The sequence below is a fragment of the Roseomonas sp. KE0001 genome (assembly GCF_016107285.1).
Classification (GTDB): domain Bacteria; phylum Pseudomonadota; class Alphaproteobacteria; order Acetobacterales; family Acetobacteraceae; genus Pseudoroseomonas.
The window spans coordinates 1-17,779 of record NZ_RCVQ01000002.1 but is presented as its reverse complement, the minus strand read 5'-3'; the positions used below and the strand labels follow the sequence as shown (position 1 = coordinate 17,779).

General features: G+C 71.2%; 16 protein-coding genes. 12 read left to right on the top strand and 4 right to left on the bottom strand.

The annotated features are described in order from the left end of the window. Positions 1-294: 294 nt before the first annotated feature. The gene (locus D9598_RS03530) at positions 295-1,905 is read right to left on the bottom strand and encodes a phosphoenolpyruvate carboxykinase (RefSeq protein ID WP_198365037.1); all 1,611 of its coding nucleotides are present in this window, start codon (positions 1,903-1,905) and stop codon (positions 295-297) included. A gap of 270 nt (positions 1,906-2,175) precedes the next feature. Further along, entirely contained in the window at positions 2,176-2,886 is a 711-nt protein-coding gene (locus tag D9598_RS03525) for a HugZ family protein (protein ID WP_198365036.1), read from the bottom strand. Positions 2,887-3,061: 175 nt separating this feature from the next. On the opposite strand from D9598_RS03525, the gene D9598_RS03520 reads away from it, so the two are divergent. Both D9598_RS03520 and D9598_RS03515 read left to right on the top strand, forming a co-directional pair. Then, entirely contained in the window at positions 3,062-3,763 is a 702-nt protein-coding gene (locus D9598_RS03520) for a response regulator transcription factor (RefSeq protein WP_198365035.1), read from the top strand. Continuing rightward, a complete protein-coding gene (locus D9598_RS03515; RefSeq protein ID WP_198365034.1) occupies positions 3,763-5,460 on the top strand; it encodes a stimulus-sensing domain-containing protein in 1,698 nt (565 codons plus the stop codon). Before D9598_RS03520 ends, D9598_RS03515 begins: the two co-directional genes overlap by 1 nt. A gap of 22 nt (positions 5,461-5,482) precedes the next feature. On the opposite strand, the gene D9598_RS03510 is transcribed toward D9598_RS03515, so the two are convergent. Then, positions 5,483-6,076: a DinB family protein gene (locus D9598_RS03510; RefSeq protein ID WP_232476889.1), complete on the bottom strand. Its 594-nt coding sequence runs from the start codon at positions 6,074-6,076 to the stop codon at positions 5,483-5,485. A 16-nt stretch (positions 6,077-6,092) separates the two neighbouring features. Next, complete coding sequence (locus D9598_RS03505; RefSeq protein ID WP_232476888.1) at positions 6,093-7,094, bottom strand: threonine/serine dehydratase; 1,002 nt, start codon at positions 7,092-7,094, stop codon at positions 6,093-6,095. Between the two features lie 121 nt (positions 7,095-7,215). Here D9598_RS03505 and D9598_RS03500 point away from each other — a divergent pair, with 121 nt between their 5' ends. From D9598_RS03500 to D9598_RS03455, 10 genes are all read left to right on the top strand, one after another. After that, positions 7,216-7,680 (top strand): HPr kinase/phosphorylase, encoded by a 465-nt coding sequence (locus D9598_RS03500; RefSeq protein ID WP_198365032.1) that lies wholly within the window; start codon positions 7,216-7,218, stop codon positions 7,678-7,680. Beyond that, positions 7,677-8,711 carry an RNase adapter RapZ gene (rapZ, locus tag D9598_RS03495; protein ID WP_370591926.1) on the top strand — a complete coding sequence of 345 codons (1,035 nt, stop codon included), beginning with the start codon at positions 7,677-7,679 and terminating at the stop codon, positions 8,709-8,711. The genes D9598_RS03500 and rapZ overlap by 4 nt, the downstream gene beginning before the upstream one ends. 13 nt (positions 8,712-8,724) lie before the next feature. After that, positions 8,725-9,201 (top strand): PTS sugar transporter subunit IIA, encoded by a 477-nt coding sequence (locus D9598_RS03490; protein WP_198365031.1) that lies wholly within the window; start codon positions 8,725-8,727, stop codon positions 9,199-9,201. After that, positions 9,198-9,566 (top strand): HPr family phosphocarrier protein, encoded by a 369-nt coding sequence (locus tag D9598_RS03485; RefSeq protein ID WP_370591925.1) that lies wholly within the window; start codon positions 9,198-9,200, stop codon positions 9,564-9,566. Before D9598_RS03490 ends, D9598_RS03485 begins: the two co-directional genes overlap by 4 nt. Further along, a complete protein-coding gene (ptsP, locus tag D9598_RS03480) occupies positions 9,556-11,379 on the top strand; it encodes a phosphoenolpyruvate--protein phosphotransferase (protein WP_198365030.1) in 1,824 nt (607 codons plus the stop codon). Before D9598_RS03485 ends, ptsP begins: the two co-directional genes overlap by 11 nt. A gap of 117 nt (positions 11,380-11,496) precedes the next feature. Next, positions 11,497-12,801 carry an adenosylhomocysteinase gene (ahcY, locus tag D9598_RS03475; protein ID WP_198365029.1) on the top strand — a complete coding sequence of 435 codons (1,305 nt, stop codon included), beginning with the start codon at positions 11,497-11,499 and terminating at the stop codon, positions 12,799-12,801. Positions 12,802-12,968: 167 nt separating this feature from the next. After that, a complete protein-coding gene (locus D9598_RS03470; RefSeq protein WP_198365028.1) occupies positions 12,969-14,054 on the top strand; it encodes a TRAP transporter substrate-binding protein in 1,086 nt (361 codons plus the stop codon). A gap of 154 nt (positions 14,055-14,208) precedes the next feature. Further along, positions 14,209-15,015: an undecaprenyl-diphosphate phosphatase gene (locus D9598_RS03465; protein ID WP_198365027.1), complete on the top strand. Its 807-nt coding sequence runs from the start codon at positions 14,209-14,211 to the stop codon at positions 15,013-15,015. Between the two features lie 94 nt (positions 15,016-15,109). Next, positions 15,110-15,391 (top strand): hypothetical protein, encoded by a 282-nt coding sequence (locus tag D9598_RS03460; protein ID WP_198365026.1) that lies wholly within the window; start codon positions 15,110-15,112, stop codon positions 15,389-15,391. A gap of 135 nt (positions 15,392-15,526) precedes the next feature. Further along, positions 15,527-17,704, top strand: a complete 2,178-nt coding sequence (locus tag D9598_RS03455; RefSeq protein ID WP_198365025.1) for a TonB-dependent siderophore receptor — start codon at positions 15,527-15,529, stop codon at positions 17,702-17,704. Positions 17,705-17,779: the final 75 nt, after the last annotated feature.

Genomic DNA, 17,779 nt, shown 5'->3' with positions numbered 1-17,779 from the left:
TGGCCGCGAGGGTTCCCGCGGAACGCACCATGTGGCCGGAAACGCCGCCACGCGGCCTGGCCGTTCATCCGGCAGGATCGCGCTCGGCGCAGCCTCAGTCATGCCCGCATGCCCGCGGGTCCGGGCGCCCGCCTCCGGGCGGCCCGGCGCGCCTTATGAACCGAATGGGCGCGGGATGCCACGGGAAAATATCCCGCCGCCAGGGCGGGGGCCGGTCCGGCCCGCCCCGCTCCCCGAAAAAAAAGGGCGGAGCCTCGCGGCCCCGCCCCCGTCATCCCGAAAAGCCCGGAAGGCTCAGGCCGCGCTCTTCAGCGCCGCGGCCTTCACCTCGTCGCTCACCGTGCCGGCGAAGGTCTCGAAGTTCTTCTCGAACAGCGAGACCAGATGCGCCGCCTGCCGGTCATAGGCCGCCTTATCGGCCCAGGAGTCGCGCGGGTTCAGCACCTCGGAGGGCACGCCCGGCACGTTCTGCGGCACGGCGAGGCCGAAGAACGGGTCGGTCGCGAACTCGGCCTGGGCCAGGCTGCCATCCAGCGCGGCGCGCAGCAGGGCGCGGGTGTGCTTGATGGACATGCGGTGGCCGGTGCCATAGGCGCCGCCGGTCCAGCCGGTGTTCACCAGCCAGACCTGGGCGCCGTGCCTGGCGATCAGCTCGGCCAGCATCTTGCCGTAGACCTCGGGGTGGCGCGGCAGGAAGGGGGCGCCGAAGCAGGTGGAGAAGGTGGCCTGCGGCTCGCGGCCCAGACCCTTCTCGGTGCCGGCGACCTTGGCGGTGTAGCCGGACATGAAGTGGTACATCGCCTGGGCCGGCGTCAGCCTGGCGATCGGCGGCAGCACGCCGAAGGCGTCGGCCGTCAGCATCACCACGTTCTTCGGCAGGCCCGCCATGCCGCCCGGCGCGGTGCCGGGGATGAACTCGATCGGATAGCAGGAGCGGGTGTTCTCGGTCAGCGAGCCGTCGTCGAGGTCGAGATTGCCGCGCTCATCGCCGATGACGTTCTCCAGCACGGCGCCGAAGCGGTGCGAGGCGTTCCAGATCTGCGGCTCGGCCTCGCGGCTGAGCTTGATGACCTTGGCGTAGCAGCCGCCCTCGAAGTTGAAGACGCCCTTCGGCGACCAGCCATGCTCGTCATCGCCGATCAGCGCCCGCTCGGGGTCGGAGGAGAGGGTGGTCTTGCCGGTGCCGGAGAGGCCGAAGAACAGCGCGGTGTCGCCGTCCTTGCCGACATTGGCCGAGCAGTGCATCGGCAGCACGCCCTGGGCCGGCAGCAGCCAGTTCATCACGGTGAAGATCGACTTCTTGATCTCGCCCGCGTAGCTGGTACCGGCGATGGCGATGATCTTCCGGGCGAAGGACAGCGCGATCAGCGTGGTGGAATTCGCGCGGCCGCCATGCTCCGGCTTCGCCTCCATCTCGGGGGCGTGCAGGATGGTGAAGTCCGGCGTGAAGCCTTCCAGCTCCTCGACGGGCGGGCGGATGAACATGTTGCGGGCGAACAGCGCGTGCCACGCATTGGTCGTCACCAGCCGGACCTTGATGCGGTAGGCCGGGTCGGCGCCGGCATAGAGGTCCTCGGTGAACAGCTCCTCGCGCCCGCCCAGCCACTGGCGGACATCGGCGGCGAAGGTCTCGAACTTGGCCGGGTCCAGCTTCTGGTTGACCTTGCCCCACCAGATCTCCTGCGAGACCTCGGGGTCGTCGGCCACGAACTTGTCGGCGACGGAGCGGCCGGTGTGCACGCCGGTCACCGCCATGAAGGCGCCATCGGCGGAGAGGCGGCCCTCACCACGGCGCAGCGCATGGGCGTAGAGGCCAGATGCGGTCAGGTTGGCATGGACGGCGGAAGCGGTGGTCACACCGGTTCCGGCGAGGGCCGCGGCGGAAGCGGCGTTCGGCGCTGTCATCTGGCTCTAGTCTCCAATCAAGGCGCTGTTCCTCCGGCGGACAGACTCCGCCGGGGCAGTAGCCATTGAAATTCCCCGCGCTCAGAAGGCATCCCATACGGATGTCGCGCCGCAGGACGGCGGACGACGAAAGTATCACATGCATTGCGGGCGCGGTTGCATAAATCCTAGGCGGCCTCCCCCGTCGCGGTCAATGTTCGTGTTGTTGTCTTATTATACGACGAATACGCGGTCATCCGCCGCTTGCGCGTCGATCAGCGGCCCATCGTGTCACCCTGCGGAACAGATCAGCTCGGCCAACTGCCGCCGCGCCATCTCCGGCCCGTCCACCGGCTGCGGAAAGGCCCATCGCCACCGCCGCTCGCCGGCGATGAAATCCGCGCCATCCACATCGAGCGTGACCAGCCGCCAGGAGCCGGCGGGAAGCGTCGGACAGCACCGCGCCAGCCCGCTGGACAGGCGCTCATCCGCTTGAAACTCCGCGACAATCCCTGCCTCGGCCGCGGCCAGGGCGGCCGCCGTGGCGGGCGGCGGCGCGACCTCGGAGGCGCGCAGCCGGGCGGCGGCCGCGAAGCCGCCGACCAGCATCACCGCCTCGGGGCGAAGGCGCCACAGGCTGAAATCGGCAAAGCCGGCATAGGGAGCCGCATAAGGGTGCAGCGCCAGCCAGCGCGCTTTCAGCACCACCGTCTCATCCGGTGGAACCGGGGCCGCGAATCCGGTCACAGTCGCGCGAGGACGACGCTGCGGATTGATGAACTCACCCTCCTCCTGCACCATCAGGGCGCATTGGCCGTCGCTCTGCAATTGCCGCGTGTGAATCGCCAGGCGTGACAGCCAGAGCAGGGGCGCGAGGTCCGGCGCCATGGCCGGCGTCACCAGGCTGACGAAGGGCTGCCCCTGGTGCTGGGTGGCCAGGCTCCCCTGCCGCGCGCCGCGCAACAGGGCGCGGGCCTGGCGTATCGCTTCGGCCTTGTCCATCGGTGATACCGCTCCTCTGTCGCCACGCGCGCCGCCATCCTGGCCCGGCTTCGCCACAATCCGGCGCCATTGGCGAGAGAAAAGGCTTTCCGGAGAGACGCGCCCGCGAGACAAGCCTTTCCGGGCCGCCTATCTGTTCCGCGCCTCAACCAAGAGCCCCGAGGAGCCGCCCCGCATGCCCGCGACGATCGCCCTGGTCGATGACGACCGCAACATCCTGACCTCCGTCTCCATGACGCTGGAGCAGGAGGGCTTCCAGGTGCGGACCTACACCGACGGCGAGAGCGCGCTGCAGGGCCTGCTCTCCCGGCCCGTGGACCTCGCCGTGCTGGACATCAAGATGCCGCGCATGGACGGGATGGAACTGCTGCAACGGCTGCGCCAGCGCTCCTCCCTGCCGGTCATTTTCCTGACCTCGAAGGATGAGGAGCTGGACCAGCTCATGGGGCTGCGGCTCGGCGCCGACGACTACATCACCAAGCCCTTCAGCCAGCGCCTGCTGCTGGAGCGCATCCGCGCCCTGCTGCGCCGCAACGAGGCCAGCCGCGCCGAGGGCAGCGGCGCGCCGCCCACCGGCGTCATCACCCGCGGCGACCTGGTGCTGGACGAGACCAAGCACACCTGCAGCTGGAAGGGCCAGCCGGTGCAGCTCACCGTGACCGAGTTCCTGCTGGTCAAGACGCTGGCCCAGCGCCCGGGCATGGTGAAGAACCGCGACCAGCTGATCGATGCCGCCTATGGCGAGGCGATCTATGTGGACGACCGCACCATCGACAGCCACGTCAAGCGCGTGCGCAAGAAGTTCCGGGCGGTGGATGACGACTTCTCGATGATCGAGACGTTGTATGGCATCGGCTACCGCTACAAGGAGGCCTGATGCCCGACGCCAGCGGCCGCCCGGCGCCGGCCCCGCCGCCGGCCGTGAGCCTGCCGCGCGAGCGGCGGCGGCGCATGTCGCCGCTGCTCCGGCGCATCCTCTTCGTCAACGCGGTGGCGCCGGCGCTGCTGGCCGCCTCCCTGCTCTATCTTGACCAGTACCAGACCGGCCTGCTTTCGGCCGAGGTCGAGGCGCTGCGCACCCAGGCCCGCATCTACGCCGCCGGCATCGCCGAGGCCGCCGTGCGGGTGCAGGACGACCGCGCCGTGCTGGTGCCCGATACCGCGCGCCCCCTGCTGCGCCGCCTGGTCGAGCCCAGCCCCAACACCCAGGCCAAGCTGTTCGACAACACCGGCCTGCTGGTGGCCGACAGCCGCGTGCGCGAGGGCCAGGGCGGTGCCATCGTCACCGAGCCGCTGACGCCGCCCGAGCACCGCAGCTGGCTGGCCGGCACCATCGGCGGGCTCTACGACCGCATCCTGGCGCTGCTGCCGCGCTCGATCCTCGGCCCGCGCAGCGCCGATGACGCGGTTTTCGTCGATGTCACCCCGGGCGCCCCGTCCTTCGACTGGCAGCCCGCCATCGGCCCCGACCGGCGCGAGGAGCTCCGGCTGGCGCTGGAAGGCGGGGTGCGGCCCTATATCCGCCGCACCAACGAGGGACGGCTGCTGGTGTCCGTGGCCGAGCCCGCCCGGCGCGGCAACCAGAGCGTCGGCATCGTGCTGCTGACGCGCGAGGCGCGGCAGGTGGACGAGCGGCTGCTGGAGATCCGCACCTCCGTCCTCGGCCTCTTCGTCCTGGCCCTGCTGCTCACCGTGGTGGCCTCGCTCTACCTCTCGCGCACCATCGCCGCGCCGATCCTCTCGCTGGCCGGCGCCGCCGCCGCCATGCGGCAGGGCAAGGGCCGCGCCGGCTCGGTGCCGACGCCGCTGCTGGCCCGCACCGACGAGATCGGCGTGCTGGCGCGCGACCTGCAATCCTCCGCCACCTCGCTCTGGGCGCGGATCGACCAGAACGAGCGCTTCGCCGCCGATGTGGCGCACGAGCTGCGCAACCCGCTGACCAGCGTGCGCTCGGCGCTGGAGACCTTGCGGCGGATCGAGAATCCGGAGCACCAGAAGCGGCTGCTCGACATCATCGCCGATGACGCGGTGCGGATGGACCGGCTGATCGCCGACATCTCCGACAGTTCCCGCGTCGATGCCGAGCTCTCCCGCACCGCCTCCGAGCCGGTGGACGTCGCCCCCTTCCTCTCCGCCCTGGCCGAGCTGCACAACAGCACCCGCAAGGAGGACGGGCCGGTGGTCGAGCTGGAGCTGGCGAAGCCGCCGCTGGTGGTGCGCGGCGTCGAGGGGCGGCTGGTGCAGGTGTTCCGCAACCTGCTGGGCAACGCCATCTCCTTCTCGCCGCCGCGCGGCAAGGTCTGGATGAAGGCGCGGCCGACCGGCGCGATGATGGAGTTCATGGTCGAGGACGAGGGGCCGGGCATCCCCGAGGCCAAGCTCGAGGGCATCTTCGACCGCTTCTACAGCGAGCGGCCGCATGGCGAGCAGTTCGGCCAGCATTCCGGCCTCGGCCTGTCGATCAGCCGGCAGATCGTCGAGGGCCTGGGCGGGCGGATCAGCGCCGAGAACCGGCGCGACGAATCCGGCAAGGTGGCCGGCGCGCGCTTCGTGGTGCGGCTGCCGATCGGCTGAGGCCCCGGCGGGGATCGCGCGCTCAGGGCCGGGGCGGCGGCTCCTCCTCCTCTGGCCCCTCCTTTGGCCAGACCTCCGCCTCGGTGAGGCCCAGCGCGGCGAGGTCTGCGGCGCGCAGGGGTGCCTCCTCGGCCGCGAAGAACTCGTCGAGCTGGGGCGGCGCCACCGCCGTCCCGCTCAGCATGGCATGCGCCTGCCCGCGATGATGGATCTGATGCTGGAACAGGTGCAGCAGCAGCCGGTCCATCCGGTCGTGCTGGTCCCGCGCGCCGCGGTGCACGGTGACGATCCGCGCCAGATCCGCCTCGGTCAGCGCGCCGACCAGCGCGATCAGCCGGCGGTCCATCGCGGCCTGCGCCGCCCGCAGCGCCGGCAGGTCGGCGCAGGGCTCGGGATCGGCCCAGGCGGCGGGGCCGAGTCGGCCGCCTTCCAGGGCGTCGATATAGAAGCGGTCGATGACCAGGATGTGGTTCAGGGTGGCGCGCAGGCTGGGGAAGAAACCGGTGCGCGGCGCCGCGAACTCCTCCGGAGGCAGCCGCGCGCAGGCGGTCAGCAGGCGGTGGTTGGCCCAGGCGTTGTTGCAAGCCATGGCGCGGTAGGGGCGGAGCGCGGCCATGCCCATCTCCGCCGCCTCAGCCGGCGACCGAGGCCGGATCGGCATTGGCGCCGCAGACCACGACTCCGACCCGGGCGCCCGCGGGCGGCGAGAAGGCGCCGCTCAGCAGCGCCGCCAGGGCGGTGGCGCCGCCGGGCTCCGCCACCAGGCGGCAGCGGTCCCAGAGCAGCGCCTGGGCGGCACGGATCGCCGCGTCCGGCACCAGCAGCGCGGTGCCGATGTGCCGGCGCGCGACCTGGAAGGCGAGCCCGCCGATCTGTCGCGCGCCCAGGCTGTCGGCCGCCAGGCCGCCGACCGGAACCGGGACCGGCCGCCCCTCGCGCAGCGCGGCGTAGAGGGTGGCGCAGGACTCCGGCTCGACGCTGACCACCTCGACCCGCTCGTCATACCAGGCCGCCATGCCGCCGATCAGCCCGCCGCCGCCGGTCGCCACCAGCACATGCGTCAGCTCCGGCGCCTGCTCCTCCAGCTCCAGCGCCAGCGTGCCCTGGCCGGCCAGCACCTCGGGCTGGTCATAGGCATGCACGATCAGCGCCCCGGTGGCGGCGGCGCGCGCCTCGCTGGCCAGCCGGGCCTCGTCATAGGCGGCGCCCCCCTGCACCAGCTCGGCGCCATAGGCGCGGATGCGCGCCAGCTTGGCCGGGCCGGTGATCTCGGGGACGAAGATGGCGGCCGGCACGCCGAGCGCCTGCGCGGCATAGGCCACCGCCGCGCCATGGTTGCCGCCGGAGGCCGCCACCACGCCGGCGGCGGGGATCTCGGCCGAGAGCAGCCGGTTGAAGGCGCCGCGCGGCTTGAAGGAGCCGGTCGCCTGCAGCAGCTCCAGCTTCAGCGTGACATCGCAGGGCGCCCCGGTGTCATGGGCGGAGAGGCGCAGCAGGGGGGTGCGGCGGATATGCGGGGCGATGCGGGCGGCGGCGGCCCGGATGGCCGCCGCGTCCGGCGGCGCGGATCGCGCGGAGGATGCGGGAGAGGTCATGGCGGGGGCGAGCGTGGCACCGAAGCCCGGCGCGGGCAATCGCGCGCGCCGGTTCTGGTTTGTCGGACCAACGCAACCGCAGGTGCAGGATCACGGAAGGCTTTTACAGCCACCCCGATGCTGCCATATTTCGCCACATTACAGAGGAGCCACTTCCCCCATGTTGCTCCATGGCAGCTGCGCCGCCTCCGAGGGGCCTTCCGGCCTGGGCGGCGTCCTGGTGCTGGGCCCGCCCGGCTCCGGCAAGTCCGACCTGGTGCTGCGCCTGATGCAGCGCGGCTGGCGACTCGTCGCCGACGACCAGGTGGAGCTGGAGCCCGGCGGCATGGCACGGGCGCCGGCGGCGCTGGCCGGGCTGCTGGAGGTCCGCGGTGTCGGCATCTTCCAGGGGCTGCCGCATGGTCCGGCGCCGCTGTGCCTGGCGGTGGAGCTGGCGCCGCAGGCCGCCGTGCCGCGCCTGCCCTCGCCGCGCCGGTACACCCCGCCGGAGGGCGCCCCGCCCGGCTTCTCGCTGCCCCTGCTGGCGCTGCACCCCTTCGAGGCCTCGGCCCCCGCCAAGATCGAGCTGGCCCTCGCCGCCGCCACGGCCGGCCTGTCCCAGCGCGCCGGGGCCTTCGCGGCGTGAGCGAGCCCTCACCGGATGCGCCGGGAGGGGCGCGGCCCCGCCCCGTGGTGCTGGTGACCGGCCTCTCCGGTGCCGGCCGCTCCTCGACCCTGCGCGTTCTGGAGGATCTGGGCTTCGAGAGCGTGGACAACCCGCCGCTCTCGGTCCTGGAGGAGGTGGTGCGCGAGGGCCGGAGCGCGCCGCTCGCCGTCGGGGTCGATGTGCGGACGCGCGGCTTCGAGGCGGCGGAGATGCTGGCGCTGCTGGCGCGGCTGCGCGCCCTGCCGGACCTCGACCCGCAGCTGCTCTACGTGACCGCCGAGGAGACCGTGCTGCTGCGCCGCTTCTCCGAGACGCGGCGGCGCCATCCCCTGGCCCCCGGCGGCTCGCTGGGCGGCTCGGTCGCGGATGGCATCGCCCGCGAGCGGGAGCTGCTCGGCCCCCTGCGCGACGCGGCCGACCTGGTGATCGACACCACCGAACTGCCGCTGCCCGACCTGCGCCGGCTGATCGGCCGCCGCTTCGGCGCCGTCGAGGCCGAGGGCATGGGGATCAGCGTGCTGTCCTTCGCCTTCCCGCGGGGCCTGCCGCGCGAGGCCGACCTGGTCCTGGACCTGCGCTTCCTGCGCAACCCGCATTACGATCCGGCGCTGCGGCCGCTGACCGGGCGCGATCCGGCGGTCGCCGCCTTCATCCGGGCGGATCCGCATTTCGCCCCATTCTGGCAGCGCATGACCGCGCTGCTCGACCCGCTGTTGCCCCGCTACGCCGCCGAGGGCAAGAAATACCTGACGGTCGCCCTCGGCTGCACCGGCGGCAAGCACCGCTCGGTGCTGCTGGCTGAAATGCTGTCCGCGCATCTTGCCGGACGGGGCTGGCGTGTCGATCTGAGTCACCGCGAACTGGCGGCCGCCCCGGATGCGAGCAGCGGCGGCGGAACCCTCGCCGCGCAGGAGCCGGCGGGAATGGACAGGACGCGGCCGGCAAGCTCGGCGAGCACGGGACCGTGGTCCCAAACGGGTCGGGAGGCCCCCTTTTCTTGCACACTGTGATGGCGTTTCGTCGATGATCGGCCTCGTACTGGTCAGCCATGGCCGTCTGGCCGAGGAAATGCGCCGGGCGATGGAGCATGTCGTCGGGCCGCAGCCGCAGGTCGAGACGGTCTGCATCGGCCCCGAGGACGGCATGGAGGACACCAAGCGCGACATCCTCGCACGGGTGGCCGAGGTCGATCAGGGGGATGGCGTCATCATCCTGACCGACATGTTCGGCGGCACCCCCTCCAACCTCGCCACCGCCGTGGCCAAGGCCAAGGCGGGGGAGGGCGAGACGGTGGAGGTGATCGCCGGGGTCAACCTGCCGCTGCTGGTCAAGCTGGCGCGCATCCGCAGCGCCGAGACCCTCTCCCCCTGCGTCGAGCATGCCATGCGCGCCGGCCGGCATTATATTGCCTGTGCCACGCCGGCGCGTTGCACCCCGCCCGCCGAGATGGCACAGCAGACCGGCGGCCCGATGGCCGGCAGCGTGAGGAAAGTCTCGTGACCCTGCTCCCTCCCCGTCCGGCCGCCTGCCTCGCCCCGTCCGACGTCTTCCGCTCCAGCGCCGCGGCGCAGGCCTCGGCCGAGGCGGGCAACCCGCTGCTGCTGCGCCGCATCGTCCGGGTGCCGAACAGCCGCGGCCTGCACGCCCGCGCCGCCGCCAAGTTGGTCTCGCTGGCGGAGGGGTTCTCGGCCTGCGTCACGGTCTCGCATGATGGCCAGAAGGTGCCCGCCTGCTCCATCATGGGGCTGATGATGCTCGGCGCCGGGCAGGGCAACGAGGTCGTGGTGGAGGCCGAGGGGTGGGATGCGCGGGAAGCGCTGGATGCGGTCGCCGGCCTGATCGAGGCCGGCTTCCATGAAGACTGACAGGACCGAGAAGAGCGAGGCGCCGAAGCGGGTCGGCCGACGGACCCGGGAAGCCATCCTGCACGGCATCCCCATCGCCCCCGGGGTCGCGATCGGCGCCGTCTATGACACCAGCGAGCCCCCGGCCGAGGCGCCGCGCCGCACCATCGCCCCCGGCGCCGCCGAGGAGGAGCGTGGCCGCCTGGCCGCCGCCGTGGCCCTCAGCCGCAAGCAGGTCACCAAGCTGAAGAACCGGCTCTCCATTCTGCCCGAGGAGGCGCAGGAGGAGCTGGAACCGCTGCTCGACGCCTATGGGCTGATGCTGCGGGACAGCCGGCTGCTGCGCGGCGCGCGGCGCCGCATCGCCGAGGAGCTGCTGGCCGCCGAGACGGCGGTGCAGGACGAGGCCGAGGCCATCGCCGCCGCCATCCTGGCCGCGCGGGACGACGACAAGGCCGGCCTCCGCCGCCGCGCCGGCGAGGTGCGCGAGATCGCCCGCCGCCTGACCCGCAACCTCACCGCCACCCCTTTCCGCAGCCTGAAGGACGTGCCCCAGGGCGCCATCCTGGTGGCCGAGGAGCTGACCCCGGCCGATGCCGCGCTGCTCGATCCCACCCGGATCGCCGGCGTGGCGACCGACGAGGGCGGCGCCGACGGGCATACCGCGATCATGCTGCGGGCCCTCGGCATTCCGAGCGTGCTCGGCTGCCACGGCCTGAGCGAGGCGGCGCGGCGCGGCGACGAGGCGGTGCTGGACGGCGGCCTCGGCACCGTCGTGCTGCGCCCGGGCGCGGAGGCGCTGGAGACCGGCCGGGCGGCGCTCGCCGCCTATGCCAAGGAGAAGGCGCGGCTGGCCAAGCTGCGCCGCCTGCCCTCCATCACGCTCGATGGCGAGGAGGTGGAGCTGCAGGCCAATCTGGAGATCCCCGCCGAGCTGCCGCTGATCGCCCAGGCCGGGGCGCAGGGCATCGGCCTGCTGCGCACCGAGTTCCTCTTCATGAACCGTGAGGACCTGCCGGACGAGGATGCGCAGTTCGAGGCCTACAGCCAGATCGTCGGCCCCCTGGCGGGAGACGGCGTGACCATCCGCGTGCTGGACTGGGGCGGCGAGAAGGACATCCAGGCCCTGGCCGACGGGGTCGAGACCTATCACAGCGGCCCCAACCCGGCGCTCGGCCTGCGCGGCGTGCGCATGCTGCTGAAGCGCCCCGAGCTGCTGGAGGCGCAGTTCGCGGCCATCCTGCGGGTGGCGACGCAGGGTCCGGTGCGGGTGCTGCTGCCGATGGTGACGGTGCCCGAGGAGGTCGCCCAGGCTCGCGAGATCTACGAGCGGGTGGCCCGCCGCCTGCGCCGCAAGGGCACGCCCCTGCCCGAGCGCCTGCCGCCGCTCGGCGTCATGATCGAGACGCCGGGCGCCGCGCTGGCGGCGGACGCCATCGCGCTGGAGGCGGATTTCTTCGCCATCGGCACCAATGACCTGGCCATGTACACCCTGGCGGTGGACCGGGCCGAGACCGAGGTGGCGCATCTCTACGACCCGCTGCACCCCGCCGTGCTGCGCCTCGTGCAGTTCGCCACCGAGGCGGCGCTGCGGCTGCGGATGCCGGTCTCGGTCTGCGGCGAGATGGCGGGCAATCCCCGCCTGGTGCCGCTGCTGCTCGGGCTCGGGCTGCGGACCCTTTCGATGAATGCCAGCGCCATTCCGCGCGTGAAGCAGATGGTCCGCTCCCTCAAGATCGACGACTGCGCCCGCTTCGCCCGGCGCGTCATGGAGCAGAGCGACCCGAAGCGGATCCAGGAGCTGGTGATGGAGTTCGGCGAGGCGGCCGCCTGAAGCGGCGGGCGCTCCAGCGCCATCCGGACATATAAACACATTCTTATGTTTCGTCGTACGGGCTGGCCATCCGCCGGCCGCCTGTGCTACCCGCCGGGGCAGATCCGGAGAAGCACTATGCCCGACGTGAACGCCCAGCATGACTACAAGGTCAAGGACATCTCCCTGGCGGCCTGGGGCCGCAAGGAGATCTCCATGGCCGAGGACGAGATGCCCGGCCTGATGGCCATCCGCGCCGAATACGGCCCGTCCCAGCCGCTGAAGGGCGCCCGCATCGCCGGCTGCCTGCACATGACCATCCAGACCGCCGTGCTGATCGAGACGCTGACCGCGCTCGGCGCCGAGGTCCGCTGGTCCTCCTGCAACATCTTCTCGACCCAGGACCACGCCGCCGCCGCCATCGCCGCCGCCGGCATCCCCGTCTTCGCCTGGAAGGGCATGAACGAGGAGGAGTTCTGGTGGTGCATCGAGCAGACCATCCGGGGCCCGGATGGCTGGGAGATCAACATGATCCTCGATGACGGCGGGGATCTCACCGTGCTGATGCACGACAAGTATCCCGAGCTGCTGAAGAACGTCCGCGGCCTCTCCGAGGAGACCACGACGGGCGTCCACCGCCTGTGGGACATGGCGAAGAAGGGCACGCTGAAGGTTCCGGCCATCAACGTGAACGACAGCGTCACCAAGTCGAAGTTCGACAACCTCTATGGCTGCCGCGAGAGCCTGGTCGACGCCATCCGCCGCGGCACGGACGTGATGATGGCGGGCAAGATCGCCGTCGTCGCCGGCTATGGCGATGTCGGCAAGGGCTCGGCCGCCTCGCTGCGCAACGCCGGCTGCCGCGTGATGGTGACCGAGGCCGACCCGATCTGCGCCCTGCAGGCCGCCATGGAAGGCTATGAGGTGGTGACGATGGAGGATGCGGCGCCGAAGGGCGACATCTTCGTCACCGCGACCGGCAATGTGGACGTCATCACGCTCGACCACATGCGGGCGATGAAGCACCGCGCCATCGTCTGCAACATCGGGCACTTCGACAGCGAGATCCAGATCGGCGCCCTGCGGAACTTCCAGTGGGACAATGTCAAGCCGCAGGTGGACGAGGTGATCTTCCCCGACGGCAAGCGCCTGATCGTGCTGTCGGAAGGCCGCCTGGTGAACCTCGGCAACGCCACCGGGCACCCGAGCTTCGTGATGTCCGCCAGCTTCTCCAACCAGACGCTGGCGCAGATCGAGCTCTGGACCAACCACCAGAACTACGAGTGCAAGGTCTACACCCTGCCCAAGAAGCTGGACGAGAAGGTGGCGGCCCTGCACTTGGCCAAGGTCGGCGCCAAGCTGACCAGGCTGTCCCCCGCCCAGGCGGAGTATATCGGCGTGCCGGCGAGCGGCCCGTTCAAGCACGAGGCCTATCGCTACTGACCGACCGCGTGGCCGGCCCCGGGCGGGGCCGGCCCACCGGCTTCGCGCCCCCTGGTTCGCCGTCCATTGGTTCGCGCAGGATGGTTTCGCCCCGCATCGTTCCGGGATAAAGCAGGTGAATGCCGGGTCAACCGGCCGCCGCATCCCCTGGGGAGGAAGACACCGTCATGAACCGCCGCGCCCTGCTCGGCGCCGCCGCCACCGCGCCGGCCGCCCTCGCCGCACCCGCCCTGGCGCAATCCGCCCCCGACGTGCGCTGGCGCCTGACCAGCGCCTTCCCGCGCAACCTGGACATCCTGTTCGGCGCCCCGGAGCTGATCGCCCGCCGCGTCGCCGCCATGACGGACAACAAGTTCCAGATCCGCGTCTTTCCGGCCGGCGAGATCGTCGGCGGGCTGCAGGCGCTGGACGCGGTGCAGGCCGGCACGGTCGAATGCGCCCACGCGCCGGCCTACTACTGGATCGGCAAGGACCCGACCTTCGCCTTCTTCACCACCATCCCCTTCGGCCTGAACACCCGGATGAACAAGGCCTGGTACAGCCACGGGGGCGGCGCCGCCCTGGCCCAGGAGTTCTTCGCCGACTACAACATCGTCTTCATCCCGGCCGGCGACACCGGCGCCCAGATGGGCGGCTGGTTCCGCAAGGAGGTGAAGACGCTGGCCGACCTGCAGGGGCTGAAGTTCCGCATCGCCGGCATCGCCGGGCAGGTCTTCGCCAAGCTTGGCGCGGTGCCGACCCAGGTGGCGGCGGCCGACATCTACCCGGCGCTGGAGCGGGGCACGCTGGACGCGGTCGAGTTCGTCGGCCCCTATGACGACGAGAAGCTGGGCTTCGCCCGGGTGGCGCCAAACTACTACTTCCCCGGCTTCTGGGAGCCCTCCGCCCGCACCGCGCTGCTGATCGGCAAGCAGGCGCACGACGCCCTGCCGCCCGCCTACAAGGCGGCGCTGGAGGCCGCCTGCTCCGAGGCCGACCAGGACATGACCGCGCGCTACGACGCCGCCAACCCGCAGGCCATGCGCCGCCTCATCGCCGCCGGCGCGCAGCTCCGCCCCTGGTCGCGCGAGATCCTCGCCGCCTCCTGGAAGGCGACGCATGAGCTGTACGACGAGATCTCGGCGAAGAACGAGCGCTTCAGGAAGCTCTGGGAGTCGCAGCGCCGCTTCCGCGACGACAGCTACGCCTGGTTCCGCGTCGCCGAGAACTCCTTCGACAACTTCGCCTTCACCGCCGGCCAGACCGTGCGCTGATCGCCCCCCGGTCGGGTCCCCGATCGGGCCGCTGACGCGATCCTGACCGCCCCTGTCCTGGATTTCATCCCGGGCGGCGGCGGCCGGGGTCTCGCGCGGCGTGACAGTTCCGGCGGTGCGAGCTATCCGGGCCATCCCAGAGCAGGATGTCGCCATGGATTTCGCCTCGCTTCTCTCCGCGCTGATGATGGGGATCGTGGAGGGGCTGACCGAGTTCCTCCCCATCTCCTCCACCGGCCACCTGATCCTTCTCGGCGAGGCCATCGGCTTCCAGGGGCCGCCCGGCAAGACCTTCGAGATCAGCATCCAGCTCGGCGCCGTGCTGGCGGTGATCTGGCTGTTCCGCGCGACGCTGCTGCGCATCGCCTTCGGCATGTGGAAGCGGGGCAGCACCGAATACTACTTCGCCCTCAACCTGCTGCTGGCCTTCCTGCCCGCCATGGTCTTCGGCGCCACGCTCTACAGGACGGTGACGGACCTGCTCTACACGCCCTTCGTCGTCGCGGTGGCGCTGATCCTGGGCGGCATCGTCATCATCGCCATCGAGAGGCTGCGCCCGGCGCCCAGCATCCATTCCGTGCCGGAGATCGGGCCGCTGGCCGCGCTGCTAATCGGCTTCGGCCAGGCGCTGGCGATGATCCCGGGCACCAGCCGCTCCGGCGCCACCATCATCAGCGCCCTGCTGGTCGGCGTGGATCGCCGCACCGCCGCCGAGTTCAGCTTCCTGCTCGCGGTGCCGACCATGATCGCCGCCACCACCTTCAGCCTGTGGAGGAACCGCGCGGTGCTGGACCTCTCGGCCAGCGGGCAGATCGCGGTGGGCTTCATCGCCGCCTTCATCGTTGCGCTGCTGGTGGTCCGCTGGCTGATGAACGTGATCAGCCGCATCGGCTTCACCCCCTTCGCGTGGTACCGCATCGCCCTCGGCCTGCTGATCCTCGCCTGGCTCGGCCTGCGCTAAGGCCCTTCCCGCGGGGCCTGGGCACGAAGGAGGCTTGAAATCCGTCCGGCCGTGACGCCAGGATACGACACCACCTGGAATGGATGTCGATCCCATGAGATTCGCGCCCGGATTGCTGCTCCTGGCGGCGGCCGCACTCGCCCCCGGTCTGGCCCAGGCACAAAGCTGGCCGAATGACACCGGCCCGCGCGGGGATCTGATGACCAGCACCAGCAGCCAGTTCGACCGCTTCTGGCAGGCCCCGGCGGCCGGCGGCTCGCCGGCCCTCGCGCCAATGCCGGCGCCGGTGCCGGTCCTGGACTGGCAGCCCCCGCCGTCGCCGGCGGCGCCCCCCGACCGCGCGGCCCAGCCCCGGCGGCAAACCGCCGTGCGATAGGGCTTTTCCCCGCTTCGTGGCGCCCGTGACACAGGCCGGCGGAAAGCCGTGGCCCGCGCGCGGAGCGTCCGTGATTGCCATTGCGAAGCGTTCTCAGGAGTGCCATGGGCGGGATGCAGCCCTCCGGAGAACGCCATGCCCTCCTCGCCCACGGCCCCGCGCCGACTGCTTCTCCTGCTGGGCACTGCACTCGCCGCGCCGCTGGCCCTGCCGGTGGCCGGCGCCCTCGCCCAGGCGGCCGATGGCACGGTCCAGCTGCTGCCGGAGGTGGACGTCACCGGCCAGGCCGAGCGGGCCCTGGATCCGGTGCGGGGCTTCGTCGCCGAGCAGCAGATCACCGGCACCAAGACCGACACGCCGCTGATCGAGAATCCGCAGTCCATCAGCGTCGTCCCGCGCGACCAGATCGACGCCCGCCAGGCGCAGACGCTCGGCGAGGCGCTGCGCTACACCGCCGGCATCCGCGGCGAGAACTACGGCACCGACAGCCGCACCGACTGGTTCCAGCTGCGCGGCTTCAACGCCCAGGACAACGGCCTCTTCCTCGACGGGCTGCGCTACAACACCGGCTATGCCGGCAGCGTCTTCGAGACCTACGGGCTGGAGCGCTACGAGGTGCTGCGCGGCCCGACCTCGGTGCTCTACGGGCAGATCGCGCCCGGCGGCCTCGTGAACATGGTGCAGCGCCGCCCGAGCGACTTCGCCACCGGGGAGGTGCGGCTCACCGCCGGGCTGCACAACCGCCTGCAGGCGCAGGGCCGATCGAGCGGCCCGCTGACCGCCGACGGCAAGTGGCTCTATGGCTTCACCGGGCTGGTGCGCGACGCCGACACGACGGTGGATTACGTCAAGGACGACCGCATCTTCCTGGCGCCCTCCCTCACCTTCCGTCCCGATGACAACACCAGCCTGACGCTGCTGACCTACTATCAGCGCGACCAGACCTCGGGGAACCAGTTCCTGCCCTATGACGGCACGGTCGTGCGCACGCCCTTCGGCCGCATCAGCCGCGACCGCTTCACCGGCGAGCCGGACTTCGACCATTTCAACCGCACGCAGTTCGGCGTCGGCTACGAGATCTCGCACCGCTTCAACAATGTCTGGTCGGTGCAGCAGAACCTGCGCTACGCCCAGACCGAGATCGACTGGGAGCAGGTCTATGGCGGCGGCCTGCAGGCCGACCGGCGGACGCTGAACCGCTTCGCCTACCGCGCCGATATCGATGTCGCCACCTTCCAGGTGGACAATCAGGTGAAGGCCGAGTTCACCACCGGGCCGGTGCGCCACACCCTGCTGGGCGGCTTCGACTACAGCCAGATCAACTACCGCAACGCGCAGTACTTCGCCTTCGCCAGCGGGCTCGATGTCTTCGCGCCGGTCTATGGCAGCCCCGTCCCGGCGCTGACCGCGCCCTATGACAATGTGCGGCAGGTGAACACGCAATACGGCCTCTACCTGCAGGACCAGATCCGCTTCGACCGCCTGGTCGTCACCGCCGGCATCCGCCAGGACTGGGCGCTGTCCGATGTGGACGACCGCGACGCCGGCATCACGCGCTACCAGAACGACGATGCCTTCACCTGGCGCCTCGGCGCGCTCTACCTGGCCGATAATGGCCTCGCCCCCTATGCCAGCTATGCCCGCTCCTTCCAGCCACAGATCGGCACCGACGGCGCCGGCAATGCCTGGCAGCCGCTGGAGGGTGAGCAGTACGAGGTCGGCCTGAAGTACCAGCCGCGCGGCCTGCGCAGCTTCATGCAGGTCGCCGCCTTCCATCTGACGCAGAAGAACACCCTGACGCCGGACCCGAACAGCCCCTTCGATCAGGTGGCGGTGGGCGAGATCCGCGTGCGCGGCGTCGAGGTCGAGGGGGTGGCGGAGCTGGGCCAGGGCGTCAGCCTGGTCGCGTCCTACACCTATCTCGACCCGGAGATCACCCGCAGCAACACGGCGGCCGAGCTCGGCCACCGCCCGGCCGGCGTCGCCAAGAACAATGCCGGGCTCTATGCCGAGTACACCTTCGTGCAGGCCCGGGGCCCGCTCTCCGGCCTGACGCTCGGCGCCGGCATCCGCTATCTCGGCAATACCTCGGCGGTGAACACCGGTGGCGCGGTCGTGCCCTCCACCACCCTCTTCGACGCCGCGCTGCGCTACGACCTGTCGAAGCTGAGCGAACGGGCGAAGGGCTTCGAATTCGCCGTCGCCGCCAGCAACCTGGCGGATACGCGCTATGTCGGCCGCTGCTCGGGCGAGAACGGCTGCTTCTACGGCAACCGCCTGAACGTCCTGGGCAGCCTCACCTACAAGTGGTGAGGCAAACCGGCTGACGGGGGCCGGCCGGAGGGGCGCCCCTCCGGCCGGGGGTTCCTCAACCGATCCTGGGCGCCG